Source organism: Streptomyces sp. NPDC002926, from assembly GCF_053591755.1.
This window is the reverse complement of sequence record NZ_JBSFUK010000006.1, coordinates 163,744-185,674: the sequence shown is the minus strand read 5'-3', so window position 1 is coordinate 185,674 and position 21,931 is coordinate 163,744. Positions and strand designations below refer to the sequence as shown.

Here is a 21,931-nt window from a genome sequence, read left to right as displayed (position 1 = left end):
GCCACCCGGGGGCGACCGCCCCTTTCCACAAGGAGCACCATGTACGGCCTGCGCCGGCACAAGAGCATGTTCCTGCTCCCAGGACTGCTCACACTCCTACTGATCATCATCTTCCCTCTTCTGTTCACCATCCGCGTCAGCTTCTCCGGCTGGAACGTCAGCAGCCCTCGGATGGACTTCATCGCAGGGGCCAACTACGCCACGATGCTGCACGACAGCCGCTTCTGGTCCGCGATCATGCGCCTGATCCTGCTGGCGGGCGGCACCGTTCTGATCCAGTACGTCATCGGATTCGGCATGGCCCTGCTCGTCTGGCGCGACGTACGCGGCCGCAGGTTCTGGCGGGTGCTGTTCCTCGTCCCCATGATGACCACTCCCGTCGTGATGGCCGCCATCTGGCAGATGATCTTCCACGAGTCGCTGGGGCCGCTGAACGATCTACTCGGGATGCTGGGCCTGACCAAGGTCGCCTGGCTCACCGAGTCCGGGCCGGCGCTGGTCGCGCTGATGACCGTCGAGGTCTGGCAGTGGACCCCGTTCATGTTCCTGCTGCTGCTGGCCGGCCTGCTGAGCCTTCCCAAGGAACCGTTCATGGCCGCCGCGATCGACGGCGCCGACGTGTGGCGCACCTTTTGGAAGGTCACCTTCCCGCTCATGGCGCCGGTGTCGGTCGCGGCGGTCATCATCCGGCTGATCGAGGCCTCGAAGCTCTCCGACAGCGTCTACGTGCTGACCTCCGGTGGACCGGGCTCCTCCACGGAGACTCCGGGCTACTACCTCTACATCCAGGGACTGCGGGATCAGCAGACCGGCTACAGCGGGGCGATGTCCCTGACCTACCTGGTCCTGATGATCGTCACGCTCACCGTGGTAGCCGCCTTGCTCACCAGGGCCCTCAAGCTGAAGGGGCACTCATGAGGCCGCGCCTTTACCCCGTATTCAAGTACACCGTGATCGCCCTGTGGGCCTGCTTCGTCGCGGGACCGTTCTTCTGGGCCATGACGACCAGTTTCAAGGACGCCAACGCAGTGCAGGGCGGCGCCACATACCTTCCCTGGATCCAGTACCAGCCCACCGCCACCGGCTGGCGCAACATCTTCGGCGGAGCCGGTGGCATCGATGTGATCCAGCCCTTCCTCAACAGTGCCATCGTCACCATCGCCGCCTCGGCCATCAGCCTCGTTCTCGGATCCCTGGCCGCCTACGCGTTGTCCCGCTACCGGTTCAGGATCGGCTTCATCAAGAACAGCGACATCGTCTTCTTCTTCGTGTCACAACGGATCATGCCGCCCGTCGTCCTGGTGATCCCATTCTTCTACCTGCTGCAGTGGGCGGGCCTCCTGGACAGCATCGCGGGACTGGTCATCGTGACGGTCGCCCTGCTGCTGCCGATCGCGGTGTGGGTGATGGTGGACTTCTTCAACGGCATTCCGCGTGAGATCGACGAGATGGCCATGCTCGACGGATGCGGGCCGTTGCAGACCTTCGTCCGGGCGATCCTGCCGAACTCCCTGCCCGGGCTGACCGTGGCCGCGATGTTCTGCGCGGTGTTCGGCTGGAACGACTTCTTCTTCGCCTTCAGGCTGACCTTCACCGAGGTCCAGACCCTGCCCCAGGCGGTCGTCGCCCTCAACTCCTCCATCCCGCCCTGGTGGACCCTGTCCGCGGCTGCCCTTTTCGGTGTGGCGCCGCTGGTCCTGCTCGCCATCTGGGTGGAGCGCTATCTGTCAAAAGGCAACCTGTCGGGAGCAGTCCGATGACCCTGAGTGCCACTGATCTGAGCCTGACCGTCGATGGCGTCGACCATCTCAAGAGCGTGACCGCAATCTTCGAACCGGGACGGCTCCACACTGTCATCGGCCGGACCATGGCGGGAAAGACGACGCTGCTGCGGGCCCTGGCCGGCCTGCAGGTGGTGGACTCCGGCTCCCTGACCAGGGACGGAGCCGACCTCCTGAGAACGCCGGTCTGGCGGCGCGACACCGCCATGGTCTACCAGCAGTTCATCAACTACCCACATCTCAGCGTGTTCGGCAACGTGGCCTTCCCGCTCCGGCGCCAGGGGCTGTCACGGGACGAGATCCAACGACGGGTCGGCAAAAGCCTGGCGCTTGTCGGCCTGACCGGCTTCGAGCGGCGCAAGCCGTCGCAGCTCTCCGGCGGACAGCAGCAGCGCGTCGCCGTGGCGCGCGCCCTCGCACGCGGCACGGGAATTCTCCTGCTCGACGAGCCACTGGCCAACCTCGACTACAAACTGCGCGAACAGCTGCGCGAAGAGTTCAAGACCCTCTTCTCGGACCAGGGCGACACGATAGTGGTCTATACGACGACCGAGCCCGCCGAGGCGATGATGCTCGGTGACGTGGTGCTGGTCATGCACGAGGGGCGGATCCTCCAGGTCGGCCCCCCGCAGGAGGTCTTCGAGCGCCCGGCGACGACCACCGTTGCATCCATCATCAACGACCCGCCCATGAACATTTTCCCCGGCCGGATCGAGGGCGGTCAGGTCACGGTGGCCGGCTTCCAGGCCACGCACGTATCCGCGCATCTCGCCGACCTGCCCGACGGCGCCTACCAGTTCGGCCTGCGGGCAACGGATGTCAGCCTGGCCTCCGCCGGTGTCGAGGGCGCGGTCACCTTCGTGGAGATCTCCGGCTCCGAGACCTTCGTTCACGCGGCTGTCGGCAAGACTCCGTTCGTCATACAGATCGAGGGCATCCATGACGTCGCTCTCGGCGACCTTGTGAAACTCCGGCTACGCCCCGAGCGGCTGTACGCCTTCGACGAGAAGGGCTCGCTCGTGCGGACACCTTCGTATGATCTTGTTTCAGTGGGAGGGCGTTGAGATGGCGCAGTTGGACATTGTCGACGTCGGGCACAGCTACACGCCCGGCGCCGAAGAGAAGCAGTGGGCCCTCAGGCCACTGAGGCTGACCTTCGAGGCCAGCAAGACGTACGCACTGGTGGGGCCGTCGGGCTGCGGCAAGACGACGCTGCTGAACATCCTGTCCGGGCTGGTCAAACCGTCGCAGGGCCAGGTCCTGTTCGACGGCGTCGACGTCACGGCTCTGCCGACGAAGGCGCGCAACATCGCCCAGGTCTTCCAGTTCCCCGTCATCTACCACTCGATGACGGTGTACGAGAACCTCGCCTTCCCACTGCAGTGCCGCCGGTGGGCCAAGGCGAGGATCGATGCCAAGGTCCATCAGGTGGCCGAGGCGCTGGACCTGGACGACCGGCTGGGGCAGCCCGCCCGGCGGCTCACCGCGGACGACAAGCAGCTGATCTCGCTCGGCCGCGGCCTTGTCCGTGACGACGTGGCGGCCGTGCTGATGGACGAGCCCCTGACCGTCATCGATCCGCAGCTGAAGCACTCGTTGAGGCGGAAGATCCGTGAGATCACCGAGCAGTTCCAGCCCACGGTCATCTACGTTACCCACGACCAGTACGAAGCCATGAGCATTGCGCAGGAAGTGCTGGTCATGAGGGACGGCCAGGCCATGCAGCAGGGCACTCCGGAGCAGCTCTTCGAGGCACCCTCATCAACATACGTCGGCTACTTCATCGGCTCACCGGCCATGAACTTCCTCACCCTGGACCGGGCGCACCAGGAGTTCACCCTCGGAGGCCGGACCCTGGCCGTGGCGTGGGACATCCCGGGGAGCACCGGCGCGGTCCAGGTGGGAATCCGGCCCGAGTACGTCAAGGTCGTCACGGAACCCGGGCCGAACACCTTTGCCGCCAGGCTTCGCGGCGTCCAGGATCACGGCCCTCAGCGCGTGCTCGAGATCGACGTGGCCGGCCAGCCCATGAAGGCGAAGGTGCCGCGGGAGGACGGGGTTCCTGCGATCGAGGAATTCCTGGTGCATCTACCGCGCGCGAAGGCGCTCCCCTATTCGGACGGTCACCTGGTTCTCCAGTCGTAGAGCGGGCGGTTGCCGACGGGAGGCCAGTTGCAGTGGGGGGAAACAGCACGCCCCGCTGTCGCTGCCGGCTCTCACACCGGCGTGGTCGGCATCATCCGCAGCGGACCGCCGGGCCGGTCGTACACGCGCGAACGACCGGACTTGCGGAGGTCTTTCCGAACCGCACCAATGGTCGGCGGACTGCGGCACGGATCAGGCGGCGCCGTCCATGCCTTCATGGTGCGCCGGCCGGGCCGTCCGCCGCTTCTCAGCAGTGTTCTGGGATTCGGGGATCCGAAGCGGCAGTCGACGTCCCACTCGGCGCGCCGGTTGCCGCCGGATTGCCGCCCGCCTGCTTGAGCCTCCACCCCAGGTCAGGAATCCGTTTCGCCCACTGTGGACGCCGCGCGGCGGCGCGGCAGACAGAGCCGGGCGGCCAGCAGCCCGGCCGCGCCGATCAGGGCCCACAGCGCCCATGGGCCGATCGCATACACGGCGCCGCCGATGAGCGGTCCGGCGCCCGTACCGGTCGTGTACGCGGCGCCGTACAACCCCTGGTAGCGCCCGACCATGTGCGGCGGAGTCAGACTTCCCAGGTAGGCCATGGCGACTGAGCTGGTCATCATCTCGCCGAGCGTCCATATCAGCACCGTCGCCGCCAGCAGGACCATGCTGGCCGTGAACCCGGTCAGCGCGAGACCGACACCGGTGATCAGGTTGCCGATGGCCAGTACGTACTCCGGCCGGTACCGGGAGACCGCGCCGGTGATGGGCAGCTCAAGGGCCAACACCAGCAGACCGTTGAACCCGATGAGGAGACCGAAGTCGCGTTCGCTCAGACCCACGTCGCTGACGTGCAGGGGCAGGCCGACGGTGGACTGGATGTAGACGAACTCGGCGACCACGGTCATGAGCAGGAATCGCACGAGGGTGCGGTCGGCGAGCGCCTGCCGGTATCCCACCGCCCGGTCCGCCTTTGTGTCCGTGTCGTCCTGGCCGGACCGCGGCTGGGGCGCATCCCGCAGCAGCATCGCCACGACCACGCCGAACAGCAGGCACGCGGCGGCATTGCCCAGGAAGAGCTCCGTGTAGGAGGTGCTGGCCAGCACACCGCCGATGACGCCGCCCAGGGCGGCGCCGAGGTTCATCGCGAACCGGAACACCCCGAAGGCGGCCAGCCGTTGCTGGTTGGTATCCACGGCGTCGAGCAGCACGGCGGCGGCGGCCGGCCGGTAGATCTGCGACGTCACGCCGATGAGACCGACCACCGCGACGATGAGCGGGAGCGGCCCGAGGGACGGCACGACCGCCGTCAGCCCGGCGGTGGTCACCGCGGACAGCACGATGGTCCATCGCCGGCCGATCTTGTCGGCGAGGTGACCGCCGACGGCGTTGCCGAGCACCTTGCCCACCCCGGACACGCCCAGCACCAACCCCGCGGCACCGGCGGAGTAGCCGCGCTCGGTCAGGTAGAGCACGATGAACACGGGCAGGAAGTTGCCGACCTGGTTGACCAGGATGCCGAGACTGATGATCCACACCCGGCCGGGCAGGCCGCGCAGCGCGTCGCGGAATCGCGGCTGGTCGAGCTTCGACTGGTCCGGCGGCGCGGTGCTCACGCGACGGGCTCGGTGCGCACGTGTATCGCCGCGGCCAGCCGCCTGCCGTGGGCGATCGCTTCGGTGGCGGTGGCGCCGCGGGCGATGACGTGACCGACCTTGTCCTCGTTCCAGGTCAGCGGTGGTACCTCGTCGCCCGGCCGTACCTCCAACTGGAGGTCGACGAACGCCGGGTCCGCGCGCACGGCGTCGACGCCGGTCACCTCCAGGACCCGTCCGGGCTCCGGCGTGAGGAACCGGACGGCCGCTCCGCCCCGAGGCTCGGGCGACATGGTCAGCGGCTCCACCATGCCGAACCTGGCGCCCAGCGCGTAGCGCTCCATGTCGACGCCGTAGGCGATCCCGGCCAGTTCGTTGATCCGGTCACCGCCGATGCGGTTGTGCGACTCGATGATCCGCGGGCCGCGCGAGGTCAGTTTGACCTCGGTGTGCCCTGGACCGTTGCGCAGCCCAACCGCGTCGAGGAAGTCCGTCACCAACCGCGTGACCTCGCGCAGCGTCTCGGCCGAGCAGCCGCTGGGCTGCGAATGTCCGATCTCTACGAAACCGGAACCGACGCACTCCTTGTCGGTCACCGCGACGACCACATGCCGGCCGTCGAAGGTCAGGGTCTCCACGCTGATCTCCGGGCCGTCCAGGAACTCCTCCATGAGGAACTCGTCGAAGGAACCGGCACAGGACAGGTCCCTGGCGGCCCAAGGCCCGTCGTCAAGGGATCGGAACCGTTCGGCGACGATGTCCACGTCGGCTCGGTCGCGGACGCAGAACACCCCCAGGCTGCCCGATTCGCGGACCGGCTTGACGATGATCGGGAGCCCGTGCGCCGATACGAACTCCCGAACGTCCTGCGCGCAGCGGCCGACCGCGGAGGCCACCGGGCTGATGCCCTTCGCGGCCAGGTGCCGGCGCATCCGCCACTTGTCCAGCAGCAGTTCCACGGTGACGACGGACTCGCCGCCGAGACCGAGCGCCTCGTTGACCCGCGCCGTCGGCAGCAGCCCAAGCTCGAACAGCGATACGGCCGCCTGGAACGGGTACGCCTCGTGCAACACCCGGACCAGCGGCAGGAGTTGGTCGATGTCGCCGTAGTCGAGCAGCAACGCCTGATCGACATAGGGCCAGTGGCCGCGGTCGTACTCGTCGGGGAACTGGGCGTGAACCACGTCCAGGCCGAGCTCCCAGGCCTTGCGCACATGCTCGACCTTGCCTCCGATCACCAGGACGCGAGGCCGTCCTGTGGCGACCGCCGAGGACCATTGGCCAGTGGGTACGACATGGTCGGTCAACGTGACCCCTCCAGGCGGATCAGTTCGCCACCGCCGCGCGGTGCGCCGCACGGAGGCTCAGCGGCCTCATGTCTGTCCACATCCGAATCGATGCGGTCGGCGGCTCACGGATCCGACGCTAGCCTGCATTCAGGACGATTTACTTCCGGAAATAAGGGGAGGCCGGCCGTGCACGACGACGCGAGCCCCACCGCCCGCGCGCTCCTCACCCTTGAACTGATCCAGAACAGCCCGGGGATCACCGCGGAGCGGCTGGCCCGCAGGCTGGCGGTCTCCGAACGGGCGGTCCGCCGGTACGTCGGCATCCTGCGCGAGGCCGACGTGCCGATCGACGCGACCCGCGGCCCGTACGGCGGCTACCGCGTCGGACGCGGGCACCGGTTGCCGCCGCTGATGTTCACCGACTCCGAGGCGCTCGGCCTCGTCATGGCCGTACTGGAAGGGCACCATGCGGCCGGCGACCCGGACGACCCGGCGGGCAGCGCACTCGCGAAGATCGTCCGAGTGCTGCCGGCGCCGGTCGCCGGCCCCGCCGACGCCGTTCGGCAGATCCGCGCCCTGCCCCGCGACCGCGACGCCTCGACCCCGGACCCGGAGACGACGGCACTCCTCGTCCAGGCCAGTGCCGCACGGCAACGGCTGCGCCTCGCCTACCGTCCGGGCCCCGGCCGCGACCGCGCCATGGAGGTCGACCCGTGGGCGGTCGTCGTCCACCACGGCCGCTGGTTCCTGCTGTGCTGGTCGCACACGGTCGACGCCCGGCGCCTCCTGCGTATCGACCGGGTGCTCACCGTCGACGTCCAGGCGGACACCTTCACCCCGCCGCTCGACCTCGACCCCGTAAGCACCCTCGAAGAGCACCTCTCCGAAGACTGGAAGCACCAGGCAGAGGTCGTCATCGAGGCGCCCGCGGCGGCCGCCGCCGAGTGGATCCCGCGCAGCCTCGGCCGACTGGAGCCCCTCGCCCCGGACCGTACCCGCCTCCTCGGATCCACCGACGACCCCGACTGGTACGTCCGACGACTCACGGCGATCGAGGCGCCGTTCCGCATCATCGGCCCTGTCGAACTGCGGCATGCCGCCCGCCGGCTGGCCGACCGCCTCGGGCAGGCGGCCGCCCGGTCACCCGATCCGGCTCACTGACCTGTCCTTCTCGCCGATGCTTTCGCATCAACTCCCTTATGCCGCAATGACGTTGTGGGGCTCGGCGAGCGCGCCGGCCGAGAGTCTTGGAGGCTCCGCGTGCAGCGGTGCCCGCCTTGCGCTTGCGAAGGACCCCGCCGAGCACGCCGCCCTTCGGCGGACACCAGGAAACATGCCGATCCCGTAGCGCCGTGCCGCGGGCGGGCATCGGCGCCTGGGCCGCCAGCGCGGCCCGCACCCGGACCTTGAGGCGGTTTTGCGCCCTTGAACATGCCGCCGAACACCGACACGCTCAAGTCGTGCGCCTCTGGAGCGCGATGGCGTCAAGGCACCGGTCGGTGGGGCCGGCCTCAAAGCTTGAGCACAAATTACACACATCCCCTCTACAGATCCGCCCCGTTGGTCTAGATTGACCGTGCTTCAACTGCTCGGGCACGAGGCGACCAATAGCGATCCATAAGTCCGGCACTACGGAAAGCCAGCAGTCGCGTCCCCCGTGCCAGACGTGGGGTGATCAATTCTTGGAGCCCGAGAGGGGGGCTTCGGGTGCGGGGAGCACCCGAGGTTTCGACGGGTTCCCGGGCGCACCTCGAGAGCCTGACAGGACATGCAAGTCCGCTGCCGCCAGGGCGGGTTGTTGAAGTAGCGCTGAAGTAGCCGGGATGTCATGCGCGGGGGGCGGGGCCTCCCGCAGGGAGGAACAGCGCGGCGCGGGGGGCGAGGGGCCTCCCGAGGGGTGGAAGCGTGCGGGGGGCGGGGGCCTCCCGGGGGGAGGAACAGTGTCGGGCGAACACGTCGTACCACTGGGGACCGGGGGGGTTCTGTGCGGCAGGGGGGATTAGTCGGCCCTTTTCCGTCGACGCGCGGGCGTCTGGCGAATGGGGCAATCAGCCGGCCTGTGAACGACTGGGAGCAGCGGTACCGCCGTACCGTGATCACCAGCGATACCGTGGCCACCGCCTTGGTGGTGGCGGCGATCGGCAACTTCTTCGGGGCCCGAGACGCGGCCAACTGGCACGAGAAGTGGGGAATTCTCGCATTCGGCACCGAGCTGCTGGTGCTGGGAGCGCTTGCGGTGAGCCGGTCGTGGGCTCCGGCCGTGCTCGGCCAGGGCGCCGAGGAATTCCGCCGGCTCGGACGCTCACTGTTCACGGCTACCGTCGTACTGGCGCTCGGCGGGATCGCCCTGACCTCGCGCAACATCAAGCTCTGGATATTCGTCGCGATCCCCGCGATCGCGCTCGTCACCATGACCGCGCGGTATCTGCTCCGCCTCGGGCTGCACAAACAGCGGAACGAAGGACAGTGCCTGAGACCGGTGCTCGCTGCCGGGAGCCTGGCCACCGTGCGCGACCTGATCACCCGGACCCGCAAGTTCCCGCACCTCGGCTGGCGGGTGGACGCGGTGTGCACGACGGACGGTCTCGGGCTCGACGGTGACCAACTGGACGGAGTGCCGGTCGTCGGCCGACTGTCGGACGTCGCGGGCCACGTCCGCCGCGACGGCTACCGTGTCGTCGCGGTCACACCGGACCCGCACTGGTCACCGGAGCGGCTGCAGCGGCTGGCCTGGAACCTCGAAGGCAGTGATGCCGAGATGGTCGTGGCCCCCGTGCTGATGGAGGTGGCCGGTCCGCGGCTGCACGTCGACGCGGTGCTCGGGATCCCGCTGCTGCGGGTCAGTATGCCGACCTTCACCGGGGGTCACCGGGCGATCAAAGAGGTCGTCGATCGGATGGGCGCTGCGATCCTGCTGATGCTGTTCGCGCCGCTGATGGTGCTCGTCGGGCTGCTCGTGCTGGTGGACAGTCGGGGCGGGGCGTTCTACCGCCAGCGCAGAGTCGGCAAGGACTGCCGCGAGTTCACCATTCTCAAGTTCCGCACCATGGTCGCCGGGGCTGACGGGGCACGTGCCGGGCTGGCCGACCGCAACGAGGGCGCCGGCCTGCTGTTCAAGCTCCGCCGGGATCCGCGGGTGACCCGGGTGGGAGCAGTGCTGCGCCGGTACTCGATCGACGAGCTCCCGCAGCTCTTCAACGTACTCAGCGGATCGATGTCGCTCGTCGGCCCGCGGCCTCCGTTACCGGAGGAGTCCGCCGCGTACGGCCCGGACATCCGGCGGCGGCTGCTGGTCAAGCCCGGGCTCACCGGGCTGTGGCAGATCAGCGGACGCAGCGACCTGCCGTGGGACGAGGCGGTCCGGCTCGACCTGCGGTACGTGGAGGACTGGTCGCTCGCCCTGGACACAGTGATCTTGTGGAAGACGCTGCGTGCGGTGCTCCATGGGCAGGGGGCCTACTGATGCGCGGGGGGCGTCGTCCGGTCGGCGCGCGGATGGCAGGCCAAGAGGGCCTGCCTGGGGGGAGGAACGGGTCATGAAGGTCAGCGTTTTCGGGCTCGGCTACGTGGGCTGCGTGTCGGCCGCGTGCCTGGCCAGCCTCGGTCACGAGGTCATCGGGGTGGACGTGAACCAGGTGAAGGTCGACCTGGTCAACGACGGCAGAGCCCCGGTGGTCGAGGAGCGGATCGGCGAGCTCATAGCCGAGGTCGTGCGGACCGGAGCGTTACGCGCCACCGGCGACGTCCGCGAGGCGATCATGGACAGCGAGGTGTCGCTGATCTGCGTGGGCACGCCGTCGGAGCCCAACGGCAGCCTGTGCACCACATATCTGGAGCGGGTCACCGAGGAGATCGGTGCCGCGGTGGCCGAACGGGGTGGGCGGCAGACCGTCGTGTTCCGCAGCACCATGCTCCCGGGCACCTGCCTGAACCTGCTCGTACCGATCCTGGAGAAGTACGTCGGTGGCACGGCCGGGGTGGACTTCGGGGTCGCGGTCAACCCGGAGTTCCTGCGCGAGGGCACGAGCGTGCGGGACTTCTTCGACCCGCCCAAGACCGTCGTCGGCGAGCTCGACCCGGCAAGCGGCGACGTGGTGGCGGCGCTGTACGACGGCTTGCCCGGCGAGGTGTTCCGGGTGCCCATCCCGACAGCCGAGGCGATCAAATACGCGGACAACGCGTTCCACGGCCTCAAGATCGGCTTCGCGAACGAGCTGGGCGCGGTGTGCCGGGCGCTCGGGGTGGACTCGCACCAGGTGATCGACGTGTTCCTGGCCGACCGCAAGCTGAACATCAGCCCCGCGTACCTGCGGCCCGGCTTCGCCTTCGGTGGCTCCTGCCTGCCCAAGGACCTGCGCAGCCTGGTCCACGCGGCGCGGCGGGCCGACGTCTCGGTGCCCATCCTCGCCCACGTGCTGCCCTCCAACGCCGAACATCTGCAGCGCGCGGTGGAGTTGGTCGAGCGCACCGGCAAGCGTCGGGTGGGCATGTTCGGGCTGTCCTTCAAACCCGGCACCGACGACCTCCGCGAAAGCCCGCTCGTCGAGCTGGCGGAGAGGCTCTTCGGCAAGGGGTACGACCTGCGGATCTACGACCCCAACGTGAACCTCTCCCGGCTGCTCGGCGCGAACCGCGAGTACATCGAGACCCGGCTGCCGCACCTCGCGCAGCTGCTCGCGGAGTCCGTCGACGAGGTCCTCGAGCATGCCGAGGTATGCCTGGTCGGGACCAAGGATCCGGCCGTCCTGTCGGCGCTGCCCCATGGCGACGGCACGGTGATCGTCGACCTCGTCCACCTTCCCGACGCCGAGGCGCGCCGGACCGAACCGGGATACGTGGGCCTTGCTTGGTGACAAGACCAGCGGCGCCGGGCCCGCCCGGCGCGCGCTGATTCTGGTGGAGAACCTGTCGGTGCCGTTCGACCGGCGGGTGTGGCAGGAGTGCACGACACTGCGCGACGCGGGCTGGACGGTGCACGTCATCTGTCCCCGGGGGGAGAAGCGGGACACGGAGCCGGAGGCGGAGATCGACGGGGTGCGCATCCACCGCTACCCGTTGCGCGCGGCCACCGGAGGGCCGGCCGGCTACCTGCGGGAGTACGGATCGGCGTTGTGGCACACGCTCCGGCTGGCCCGCAAGGTCGGCCCGGTCGACGTGGTGCACGCCTGCAATCCGCCGGACCTGCTGTTCCTGCCGGCGCTGTGGCTGAAGCGGCGCGGGGCGCGGTTCGTCTTCGACCAGCACGACCTGGTACCCGAGCTGTACCTCTCCCGGTTCGACCGCGGCGAGGATCTGCTCTACCGCGCCGTGTGCGCGCTGGAACGGCGGACCTACCGGGCCGCGGACGTCGTGCTCGCCACGAACGAGAGCTACCGGGACGTCGCGCTGCGCCGTGGCGGGCAGCGGCCACAGGACGTCTTCGTGGTGCGCAGCGCGCCCGACACCAACCGGTTCCAGCCGGTACCGCCCGAGCCGGAGCTGAAGCGCGGCAAGCCTCATCTGCTGTGCTACCTCGGCGTCATGGGCCCCCAGGACGGCGTCGACTACGCCTTGCGGGCCCTCGCGAAGCTGCGCGACGAGTTCGGGCGGACCGACTGGCATGCGGTGTTCGTCGGCGGCGGCGACACCTTCGACGCGATGGTCGAGCTGTCCCGGCGGCTCGGGCTCTCGGAGCAGGTGCAGTTCACCGGGCGTATCCCGGACGCCGACCTGGCGCGCTACCTGTCCACCGCGGACGTGTGCCTCTCCCCCGACCCGCACAATCCGCTCAACGACGTGTCGACCATGAACAAGGTCCTGGAGTACATGGTGATGGGACGGCCGATCGTCTCGTTCGACCTCCGGGAGGCGCGGGTCTCCGCCGGCGACGCCGCCGTCTACGCACCCGCCAACGACGAGGCCGAGTTCGCCAAGCTCATCGCGCTGCTCCTGGACGACCCGGAGAAGCGGGCCCGCATGGGCAAGATCGGCGAGGAACGGATCAACGGGCCGCTCGCCTGGCGGAACTCCCAGCAATCGCTGCTTGCCGCCTACGCCGCTGCCTGCCGGGACCACGCTCCGGTATCGGCGGGCCACCCGGACCGGGCAGGGAAGAGGCAGCGCCGTTGAGCGATGACACGATACGCCTGGTCACGATCGGCCGGATCATCCGTCGGCGCTGGCGGCTTCTCACCGTCCTCGCCGTGGTGGGTGCGCTCGTCGGTTTCGGCACCTCTTTGCTGTTTCCGCCGCGCTACACGACATCGGCATCGGTACTGCTGCCGGGCGCGTGGGAGGAGCGCGAGCTGCTGACTCAGTCGGAGATCGCGACCAGTTCGGTGGTGGTCGACCGCGCGGCCGCTGCGCTCGACTGGAGCGGGGTCAGCGGCCGCGAGCTGCGGGACCAGGTGAGCGCCAAGGCCTCGGACGGGAACATCATCAAGATCTCTGGTACGGCCGACACCCCGGAGCGTGCGCAGCGGCTCTCCGACCAAGTGGCCCAGCAGTACGTCACATTCGCCGCGCGGATCGCCGGCGACAACACCGACCCCGAAGCGGCGGCGGGGCCCGAGGCGCTGCGGAAGATGGTGGTGCAGACCAGCCGCCGCATCACCGACCTGGCCGAGGCGGCCGATCCCGGGCAGACCGTGGAGAGCGTGCAGGGCCGCACCGAGCTCGAGAAGCTGCGCACCACGCTGCAGGAGGCCATGGACAAGCTGGACCAGGCCGACCCGGCGACCAACAAGGCCAACATGGTCGTCATGGGGCCGTCCGCCCGGCCGACCGGCGAGGCACCGCCGACGAGGATGCAACTCATCGTCGCCGGGGCGCTGCTGTTCTTCCTGGTCTCGGTCATCGGCCATCTCACCGCCGCGCGGGTGAGTCGCCGACTGCGCACCGAACCGGAGATCGCCGCGGCGCTGGACTCGGCGCTCCTCGGCACCGTCGACGTACCTGGTGAACGGCCCGCGCACCGACCGGAAGACAGTGCTCTGCGGCCCCGGATCCGCCGGCTCCTCGGCCTCGACATCCGGTGGGACGTACCGACCCCGCAGACCTCCGGCGACGAGGCCGGCAGGCAGATCCGCTACCGGCGGGTGTGCGCCCGCCTCCGCGACCAACTGCCCGCCCCCCGACGGCTGCTGGTCGTCGTCCCGGACGGCGACGAGATCGCCCGCCGGGCCGCCGGGCAGCTCGTCGCCGAGGCCGGGAGCGATCCTTCCCCAAGCTCTTCGAGCAGGGGATACCCCATGCTGCGGGTGGTGGAGGTCTCGGTGTCCCAGCCGATGGTGCCGGACAGCGACGACGAGTCCGGTGCCCTGGTCGTGGTCAGCGCGGGCAGCTGGACCGCAGGGGAACTCGCCGGCATCGCCGAGGCGTGTGCGGATGCCAAGCACGAGGTCGTCGGCATCGTCCTCGCCGGCACGGTCTGGACCCGGCCGGCACGGTCCGCCGGCCGGCCTCGGGATGCCGCCACGCTGGCGCTCGCGGTGGGCAACGACGCAAGGGGAGGCTCAGGGTGACGACGAGTACGAGTTCGGAGTCATCGGCCGCCACTCCACTGATTGACCTGCAGTCGCTGGTGGTGGCGGTACGGAGGCGGCGCCGCCTCTGGTCCGCCATGGCACTGCTTGGGCTGCTCGTCGGCGCGGCGGTGGCGGTCCTGATGCCGCCACCGCCGACCGCGGTGACCAAGGTGCTGGTCGCGCACCAGGCGGACCAGCCGAACGACCCCGGAACGCTGATCCGCACCGACGTCGCGCTGCTGCAGACCACGCGGATCGCGAGCAAGGCCCTGCAGTCCCTCAAGTCCCCGGAAAAACCGGAGGACTTCATGCAGGACTACGGGGGCATCGGCTTGACCAACAACCTGCTGCAGATCGATGTGACAGGTGACAGCGACGCGGAAGCGGTGGCCCGCGCCAAGGCGCTGGCCGACGCGTTCGTCGCGGACCATGTGCGGCGGATACAGGAAGCCGCGAACGCCGAGTCCAAGACCCTGCTCGAGCAGCGTGACCGGATGCGGGACGAACTGGCACAGGTCAACAAGAAGATAGGGGACAGAACCCCGGAGAGCAGCCCGGAAGACTCGGCGAACCTCGAGTCTCTCTTCGCCCGCCGGGCCGAACTCACCTCGCGGACAGCCGATTTCGATCAGCGCGCCGGAGAGGCACGCACCAGCACGCCCCGGCTGATCGCCGGCACACAGATCGTGGACGCCCCGCGCGCGGTGCGGCACTCCCTGCCCAAGACCGCTGCCACCAACGCCGTGATCGGGCTCGTCCTCGGTCTCTTCCTCGGGCTCGCGGTGGCCGCGGTCGGCTCGGTGGTGGCGGACCGCCCCGTGCTGCGCCGGGAGATCGCGGCGAACCTGGGCGCCTCGGTCATCGCGGAGCTGCGCCGCGTGCCCCGCTGGTCGGTCAAGCTGTGGCAGCGCCGACGGACCCGGGCGGCACGGACGAGGCTCACCTCGTCCCTGGCCCGCACCGTGCGCGACTCCGCGGAACCGGTGTCGCTGCTGGAACTGGGCTGTGCGCGCAGCACGAGTGTGATCGCCCTGGACCTGGCACGGGCACTGGCGACGGCTGAGGAGCCGGTGGTCATCGTCGATGGTCTGCCACGCCGGCAGCTCGCCAACCGCCGCCCGAAGCCAGGAGACCCCACCGTGGTCAGCGGCGAGAGCGCCGCGACCGGATCGCAGCAGGAGCGCCGGCTCGGCGTCGGCTCGGTGGCACCCGGCGCGGCGTGGACCGACCTGCAGCACCTCGGCACCCAGACCGTGCTCGTCGTGCGTGCCGGGCACGGCAGCGCCGCATGGCTGCACACCGTGGCGCGGCAGCTCGCGGACCAGAGCATTCCGGTGATCGGCGTGGTGCTGATCGACCCCGATCCGCGGGACCGGACCGACGGCACGCTGTGGGACGGGCTGCACACCGCGCTGCGCGGCCGGAACGAGCGGCCCGCCCGGCAGAACGGGACGGGCCGGCGGCGGACGGAGCGGCTGCCGATGTGGGCCGCACAGGTCCCGGACAACGACCAGGAGGCGCGGTAGGACATGTGTGGCATCGCAGGGACTTACCGATGGCCGGACGGGAAGGTCGTGACCGACCGGCTCACCGATACCCTCGCCCACCGCGGTCCGGACGGGGCGGGCCGGTACAGCCACTCCGTCGGTGACGGCGAGGTGCACCTCGGGCACCGTCGGCTGGCCATCGTCGACCTGTCCGAGACCGGCGCCCAGCCGATGGTCTCGGACGGCCTCGTCCTGACGTACAACGGGGAGCTGTACAACGCGCCCGAGCTGCGTGCCGAACTGGCAGCGGCCGGGGTGCGCTTCCGCGGTACCTCCGACACCGAGGTGCTGCTTGAGGCCTGGCGGCGCTGGGGCACCGACTGTCTGCCCCGGCTGCGCGGCATGTTCGCGTTCGGGATCTTCGACGAGCGAACCGGTGAGCTGGTGCTCGCCCGCGACCAGCTCGGCATCAAGCCGCTGTTCCTGCTCCGGCGCGGTGCGGGGCTGGTGTTCGCCTCCGAGCTCAAGGCGCTCGCCGCCGCCACCGGCGGATCGCTGCAGGTGGACGAGGCGGCGTTGGTGGCGTCACTGCTGTACTACTGGGTGCCGGACTCACGGTGCGCGTACCGCGAGGCGGAGAAGCTGCCGCCGGGGAGCTGGCTGCGGTGCCGGCCCGACGGCCGGGTGGAGCGCGGCCGGTACTGGCATCTGAAGGACGTCGCCGCCGAGGGCCGGGAGCGGGCCCGGGGCGGCGAGCAGCCGGACCTGGCCGCCATCGTCGAGGAGTCGACTCGCCGCCACCTGCTCTCAGACGTACCCGTGGCGACCTTCCTCTCCGGCGGCCTCGACTCCAGCTACCTGACCGCGCTGGCCGCCCGCGACCAACCCGGGATCTCCGCCTACACGATCGGGTTCCGCGCCGAGGACGCCAAGTTCGAGGCGATGCCCGACGACCTTCGCTACGCCCGGCAGGTGGCCGAGCGGTTCGGCGTCGACCTGCACGAGATCGAGATCGCTCCGAACGTGCTCGACCTGCTGCCGCAGATGACGTACCACCTGGACGAGCCGATCGGCGACCCCGCCGCGATCAACACGTTCCTGATCTGCGAGGCCGCCCGGGAGGCCGGGGTCAAGGTGATGCTCTCGGGGATGGGTGCCGACGAGCTGTTCGCCGGTTACCGCAAGCACCTGGCCAACCTGATCGCGCTGCGCTATCAGCGCGTCCCGCGGCTCCTGCGGCGCGGGGTGTCCCGGGCCGTGGACCGGCTGCCGGTGGCAACGGCCCGCCGGGGGTACCGGTCGGTGCGCTTCGCGAAGCGGTTCCTCTCCTTCGCCGAGCTGCCGGAGGAGACCGCGTTCCGGCGCAGCTACACCATGTACGACCAGGACGAGTTGCTCGCCCTGGTCGATCCGGACCTGGCCGGGACGGTGGACGACGTGCTGACCGAGCACGCGGACATCTACGAGGACAACGAGCTGGACGACTTCGTCAACCGCATGTGCCTGGGCGACGCCCGGATGTTCCTGCCGGGGCTGAACCTCGCTTACACGGACCGCTCCAGCATGGCCGCGTCGACCGAGGTGCGGGTGCCGTACGTGGACGTCGAGGTGGTCAAGGCGGCGTTCGCCGTGCCCGGCGATCGCAAGATCGTCGGACGGCAGGGCAAGGCCGTCCTCAAGGAGGCGGCCACCTCGATCCTGCCCCGGGAGATCGTGTACCGGCCCAAGGGCCTGTTCAGCGCCCCGCTGCGCGCCTGGATGAGCCGGGATCTGGCACCGCTGGTGCGCGAGGTGGTGAACGACGGCGTGCTCGTCAACTCCGGGTTCCTGCGCCGCGACGCGCTGGCGCGCATGGTCGCCGAGGACGCTGCCGGGCAGCGGGACTTCTCCAAGCATCTGTGGCATGTGCTGACCCTCGAGTACTGGTACCGCGACGCGATCTCCGGGTCCGGCCGGAGCGCTCGCTCGGCGGCGTAGAAGACGGCGTAGAAACAAGGGGACTTTGTGAAGCAGGTTGTGCAGAACTACAAGAGCGGCGAGCTGGCGGTGCTCGACGTGCCGGTGCCGGGGTGCAAGCCGGGCGGTGTGCTGGTCCGCACCGCCTACTCGCTGATATCCACCGGGACCGAGCTCATGAAGGTGTCCGAGGCCGGCATGTCGATGCTGGGCAAGGCCCGCTCCCGTCCCGATCAAGTGGCCAAGGTCATGCAGAGCGTGGCCACCAACGGGGTGCCCGCCACGTACCGCAAGGTGATGGGCAAGCTGGACTCCTACACGCCGCTGGGCTACTCGCTGTGCGGGGTGGTCGAGCAGGTCGGCGCCGGGATCGACGATGTGAAGGTCGGCGACCTCGTGGCCTGCGCCGGCAACGAGCACGCGTTGCACGCCGAGCTGAACTGGGTGCCGAAGAACCTCTACGCCCCGGTGCCTGACGGCCTCGCGCCGCGGCACGCGGCCTTCGGCACCGTCGGGTCGATCGCGATGCAGGGCGTGCGCCGAGGCGAGCCGCAACTCGGCGACGCGGCGCTGGTCATCGGCCTCGGGCTGATCGGGCAACTGGTGGTGCAGCTCCTCGCCGCTTCGGGGGTCCGCGTCGTCGGGGTCGACCCCGACCCGGTGCGCTGCGAGCTCGCCGAGGGCCTGGGCGCCGCGGCCTGCGGCGATCCCGCGTCCGCGGTCGTGGAAGCCGCCGTCGCCGAACTCACCGGCGGTCACGGCGTGGACCAGGTGTACCTGGCCGCCGGCGGCGGCAGCAACCAGCCCGTCGAGCTGGCCGCCCGGTTGTGCCGGGACCGTGGCCGGGTCGTCGACATCGGCAAGTGCCGCCTGGACCTGCCGTGGAACGCGTACTACGAGAAAGAGCTCGACGTCCGGTTCTCGCGCAGTTACGGCCCCGGGCGCTATGACCCGGAGTACGAGCTCGAGGGGCGGGACTACCCGATCGGCTACGTGCGCTGGACCGAGCGCCGCAACCTGGCGTGCTTCCTCGATCTCCTCGCCCGCGGCAGCGTCGACGTGGAGCCCCTGGTCTCCCACATCGCCGACTTCGACGACGCCGTCGAGACGTACCAGAGCCTGAAGGACGGCGACCTGAAGGCGGTGGCCGTGCTGTTCCGGTACCCCGAACAGAAGGAGGAAGCGGAGGCCCCGGCGGTCGCGGTGCCCGCGGTGCGACGCGGTGGCAGAGCGTCCACCCCGGCCCGCTCCGCCAAGGCACCGGTGCGGCTGGCGTTCGTCGGCGCGGGAAACTACGCGACGTCGATGCTGCTGCCGCACCTGGCACAGCGCGACGGCGTCGAGTTGTCCACGGTCGTCACCACGACGGCGCTGTCCGCGGCCAACGCCAAGCGGAAGTTCGGCTTCGCCGAGGCGACCACCGATCTCGACGCCGTACTCGGCGACAAGTCCATCGACGCGGTGTTCGTGGTCACCCGCCACAGCTCGCACGCCGAACTGACCCGAAGGGCGCTCCTGGCCGGCAAGGCGGTGTTCGTGGAGAAGCCCCTGGCGCTCACCGAGGACGACCTGGCCGGTGTGCTCGCGGCGGTGGAGGAGTCCGGCAACGACCGGCTACAGGTCGGCTTCAACCGCCGGTTCGCGCCGCTGTTGCAGGAGGCCAGGAAGCGGTTCGGCGCCAGGACCGGTCCGGCGAGCCTGCGCTACCTGGTCAACGCGGGCCGGCTGCAGCACGGCAGCTGGTACCTCCAACAGGGCACCGAGGGCTCGCGCTTCGCCGGCGAGGGCGGACACTTCATCGACACGGCGAGCTGGCTGCTCGAGGCCGACCCGGTCTCGGTGTACGCGACCGCCACGGCCGGCAACGAGGACCTGCAGGTCGTGCTGCGCTACCCGGACGGGTCCACCGCCACCATCAGTTACGTCACCACCGGCGCGCCCAGCTTCCCCAAGGAGACGCTGGACCTCGTCGCGGACGGCAAGGTGCTGCGGCTCGACGACTTCGTCCGTGCCGCTGTTTACGACGGCCGCCGCAAGCGGTGGGTCAGTTCGCGGCTGCCCAAGGCCCGGGACAAGGGCCAGTCCGCCGAGCTGGCCGCGTTCATCAAGGCCGTGCGGACCGGCGGGCCGATGCCGGTGCCGCTGGAGTCGCTGGTCGCCACCACCGCGGCCACCCTCGCCGTACAGGCAGGCCTGGCCGGCAGCACGCCGGTGACGCTGGCGAGGGCACGATGACCATGAGCGCGGGCTGGTACCTGCGGCGGTTGTCCCGGATGGGACCGCGGGAGGTCGGCGGCCGCGTGGGCGACGCGGTGCGCAGGCGGCGGTGGCGGTCTGCGCCGCCGGACTGCCCGAGCGTGAACGGCGCCCGGTTCACCGCGGTACTGCCCGCCGGGACGATCGCCGCAGTGCCGCCGGACGCAGCGAAACGCCTCATCGCCGAGGCGGACCGGCTGATGGCCGGGCACGCCGAGTACTTCGGGGTGGACCGCGACGACATGGTCAACCCCGACTGGTGGTACGACCCGAAGACCGGGCGCCGGGCTCCGTGGGGGTACGCCTTCGACGTGCCGTACCGGAACGAGGACGCGGTCGGGGACATCAAGCAGATCTGGGAGCCGTCCCGGCATCAGTACCTCACCGTGCTCGCCGCCGCCTACGCGATCACCGGGGACGAGCGGTACGCCGAGCGGGTGGCCGAGCACCTGCGGTTGTGGTGGGCGGCCAACGCGCCGCTGCGCGGAGTGCACTGGGTCAGCGGCATCGAGCTGGGCATCCGGCTCCTGTCCTGGGTGTGGATCCGCCGGCTGCTCGACGGCTGGCCGGGCGCGGCCGGGCTGTTCGAGGACAACCCGGTGGCGCTGAACCAGATCTGGCACCACCAGCGCTGGCTGGCCGCCTTCCCCAGCCGGGGGTCCTCTGCGAACAACCACGTCATCGCCGAGGCCGCCGGGCAGTTAGCCGCAGCCTGCGCGTTCGGCTGGTTCCCCTCCTCGGCGCGTTGGCGAGCGGGCGCGCTGCGATCGCTGGAGCGGCAGCTGCGCGGCAACACCTTCCACTCGGGCCTCAACCGCGAGTTGGCCACCGAGTATCACGGACTCGTGCTGGAGCTCGGCCTGGCCGCGGTGGCCGAGGCGGATGCCGCCGACGTGCCGGTCCCCGCATCGCTCCGGCTGGTGCTGCTGCGGATGACCGACGCCCTCGCGGCCATCGTGGACAACCGGCTGCGGCCGCCGCGCCAGGGAGACGCGGACGACGGGCACGGTCTGATCGTGGACGGCGCGGGCACCGACCGCTGGGGCTCGTTACTGGCCACCGGGGACGCCGTGTTCGGCCGGCTCGACTGGTGGCCGGCAGTGACCGGCACCGATGTGCGCACCCCGCTGCTTGCCGCGCTCATCCGGCCGTACTCGAAGAATGGAACTGCACCGGCCGTGACCCGCCCGGCAAGCCGACCGGCCCACTTGGCTGACGCGGGCATGACCATCCTGCGCGGTCCGGAGGAGATCTGGTGCCGCTGCGACGGTGGCCCGCACGGATTCCTGTCCATCGCCGCGCATGCCCACGCGGACGCGCTGTCCATAGAGGTCCGGCACGACGGAGTCGACGTGCTCGCCGACCCGGGGACGTACTGCTACCACGGACAGCCCGAGTGGCGTGAGTACTTCCGGTCCACCCTCGGCCACAACACCCTGCAGCTGGACGGCGGTGACCAGTCCGCATCCGGCGGCCCGTTCCTGTGGACCCGCCATGCCCGCAGCCGCGTACTGGTCGCGGACACATCCGACGGGGGGACGGCCCGCTGGTGCGCCGAACACGACGGCTACCAGGGCTCCGTGCACCGCCGCCGGGTGGAACTGACCGCCACGAGCAAGGAGTTGCGGGTGGTCGACGAGGTGCGCGGCCCGCGCCGGGACATGCGCCTCGCGTTCCACCTCGGCCCGGCGATCACCGCGGATCTGGCGGAGAACCGGGCCGTGCTCACCTGGACCCGGGACGGCGAGGACCGCTCCGCGGTGCTCGACCTGCCCGGGCAGCTGCGCTGGCGCGCGCATCGCGGCGAGAGTGACCCGCCGCTGGGCTGGTACTCCGCCGGATTCGGACGCAAGGAACCCTCCACCACGCTGGTCGGCACCGGTTTCGCCGACGGCGTGGAGGGGTTCACCACCGTGCTCAGGTTCCGCGGCTAGG

The 21,931-nt window shown here is 70.0% G+C and carries 15 protein-coding genes; 13 read left to right on the top strand and 2 right to left on the bottom strand.

From position 1 onward, the window contains the following. Positions 1–39: 39 nt before the first annotated feature. The 4 genes from ACWDZ6_RS14420 to ACWDZ6_RS14405 are packed head-to-tail and all read left to right on the top strand — an operon-like array spanning position 40 to position 3,926. Positions 40–918 carry a carbohydrate ABC transporter permease gene (locus ACWDZ6_RS14420; RefSeq protein ID WP_351447149.1) on the top strand — a complete coding sequence of 293 codons (879 nt, stop codon included), beginning with the start codon at positions 40–42 and terminating at the stop codon, positions 916–918. Then, on the top strand, positions 915–1,760 hold the full coding sequence (locus tag ACWDZ6_RS14415; protein ID WP_366730366.1) for a carbohydrate ABC transporter permease: 846 nt from the start codon (positions 915–917) through the stop codon (positions 1,758–1,760). Before ACWDZ6_RS14420 ends, ACWDZ6_RS14415 begins: the two co-directional genes overlap by 4 nt. Then, the gene (locus ACWDZ6_RS14410; RefSeq protein WP_451503080.1) at positions 1,757–2,845 is read left to right on the top strand and encodes an ABC transporter ATP-binding protein; all 1,089 of its coding nucleotides are present in this window, start codon (positions 1,757–1,759) and stop codon (positions 2,843–2,845) included. Before ACWDZ6_RS14415 ends, ACWDZ6_RS14410 begins: the two co-directional genes overlap by 4 nt. After that, complete coding sequence (locus tag ACWDZ6_RS14405; protein WP_451503079.1) at positions 2,817–3,926, top strand: ABC transporter ATP-binding protein; 1,110 nt, start codon at positions 2,817–2,819, stop codon at positions 3,924–3,926. The genes ACWDZ6_RS14410 and ACWDZ6_RS14405 overlap by 29 nt, the downstream gene beginning before the upstream one ends. Positions 3,927–4,279: 353 nt before the next feature. Here the strand turns inward: ACWDZ6_RS14405 and ACWDZ6_RS14400 are convergent, their stop codons facing one another. Together ACWDZ6_RS14400 and ACWDZ6_RS14395 are read right to left on the bottom strand one after the other, a co-directional pair. Next, on the bottom strand, positions 4,280–5,524 hold the full coding sequence (locus ACWDZ6_RS14400) for an MDR family MFS transporter (protein ID WP_451503078.1): 1,245 nt from the start codon (positions 5,522–5,524) through the stop codon (positions 4,280–4,282). After that, positions 5,521–6,810 (bottom strand): ATP-grasp domain-containing protein, encoded by a 1,290-nt coding sequence (locus ACWDZ6_RS14395; protein ID WP_451503077.1) that lies wholly within the window; start codon positions 6,808–6,810, stop codon positions 5,521–5,523. The genes ACWDZ6_RS14400 and ACWDZ6_RS14395 overlap by 4 nt, the downstream gene beginning before the upstream one ends. Before the next feature lie 168 nt (positions 6,811–6,978). On the opposite strand from ACWDZ6_RS14395, the gene ACWDZ6_RS14390 reads away from it, so the two are divergent. The 9 genes from ACWDZ6_RS14390 to ACWDZ6_RS14350 all read left to right on the top strand — a co-directional run bounded on the left by ACWDZ6_RS14390 (position 6,979) and on the right by ACWDZ6_RS14350 (position 21,930). After that, positions 6,979–7,953 carry a helix-turn-helix transcriptional regulator gene (locus ACWDZ6_RS14390; protein ID WP_451503076.1) on the top strand — a complete coding sequence of 325 codons (975 nt, stop codon included), beginning with the start codon at positions 6,979–6,981 and terminating at the stop codon, positions 7,951–7,953. A gap of 823 nt (positions 7,954–8,776) precedes the next feature. After that, on the top strand, positions 8,777–10,255 hold the full coding sequence (locus ACWDZ6_RS14385) for a sugar transferase (RefSeq protein WP_451503075.1): 1,479 nt from the start codon (positions 8,777–8,779) through the stop codon (positions 10,253–10,255). Positions 10,256–10,328: 73 nt separating this feature from the next. Further along, the gene (locus tag ACWDZ6_RS14380) at positions 10,329–11,645 is read left to right on the top strand and encodes a nucleotide sugar dehydrogenase (RefSeq protein WP_451503074.1); all 1,317 of its coding nucleotides are present in this window, start codon (positions 10,329–10,331) and stop codon (positions 11,643–11,645) included. Next, positions 11,635–12,900 (top strand): glycosyltransferase family 4 protein, encoded by a 1,266-nt coding sequence (locus ACWDZ6_RS14375; protein ID WP_451503073.1) that lies wholly within the window; start codon positions 11,635–11,637, stop codon positions 12,898–12,900. The genes ACWDZ6_RS14380 and ACWDZ6_RS14375 overlap by 11 nt, the downstream gene beginning before the upstream one ends. Next, positions 12,897–14,294, top strand: coding sequence for a Wzz/FepE/Etk N-terminal domain-containing protein (locus ACWDZ6_RS14370; protein WP_451503072.1), 1,398 nt, complete (start codon positions 12,897–12,899; stop codon positions 14,292–14,294). The genes ACWDZ6_RS14375 and ACWDZ6_RS14370 overlap by 4 nt, the downstream gene beginning before the upstream one ends. Continuing rightward, a complete protein-coding gene (locus tag ACWDZ6_RS14365) occupies positions 14,291–15,823 on the top strand; it encodes a Wzz/FepE/Etk N-terminal domain-containing protein (protein ID WP_451503071.1) in 1,533 nt (510 codons plus the stop codon). The genes ACWDZ6_RS14370 and ACWDZ6_RS14365 overlap by 4 nt, the downstream gene beginning before the upstream one ends. A gap of 3 nt (positions 15,824–15,826) precedes the next feature. Further along, positions 15,827–17,761, top strand: a complete 1,935-nt coding sequence (gene asnB, locus ACWDZ6_RS14360; protein WP_451503070.1) for an asparagine synthase (glutamine-hydrolyzing) — start codon at positions 15,827–15,829, stop codon at positions 17,759–17,761. Between the two features lie 27 nt (positions 17,762–17,788). Next, positions 17,789–19,975: a bi-domain-containing oxidoreductase gene (locus ACWDZ6_RS14355; protein WP_451503069.1), complete on the top strand. Its 2,187-nt coding sequence runs from the start codon at positions 17,789–17,791 to the stop codon at positions 19,973–19,975. Next, positions 19,972–21,930 carry an alginate lyase family protein gene (locus tag ACWDZ6_RS14350; protein ID WP_451503068.1) on the top strand — a complete coding sequence of 653 codons (1,959 nt, stop codon included), beginning with the start codon at positions 19,972–19,974 and terminating at the stop codon, positions 21,928–21,930. The genes ACWDZ6_RS14355 and ACWDZ6_RS14350 overlap by 4 nt, the downstream gene beginning before the upstream one ends. Position 21,931 lies beyond the last annotated feature (1 nt).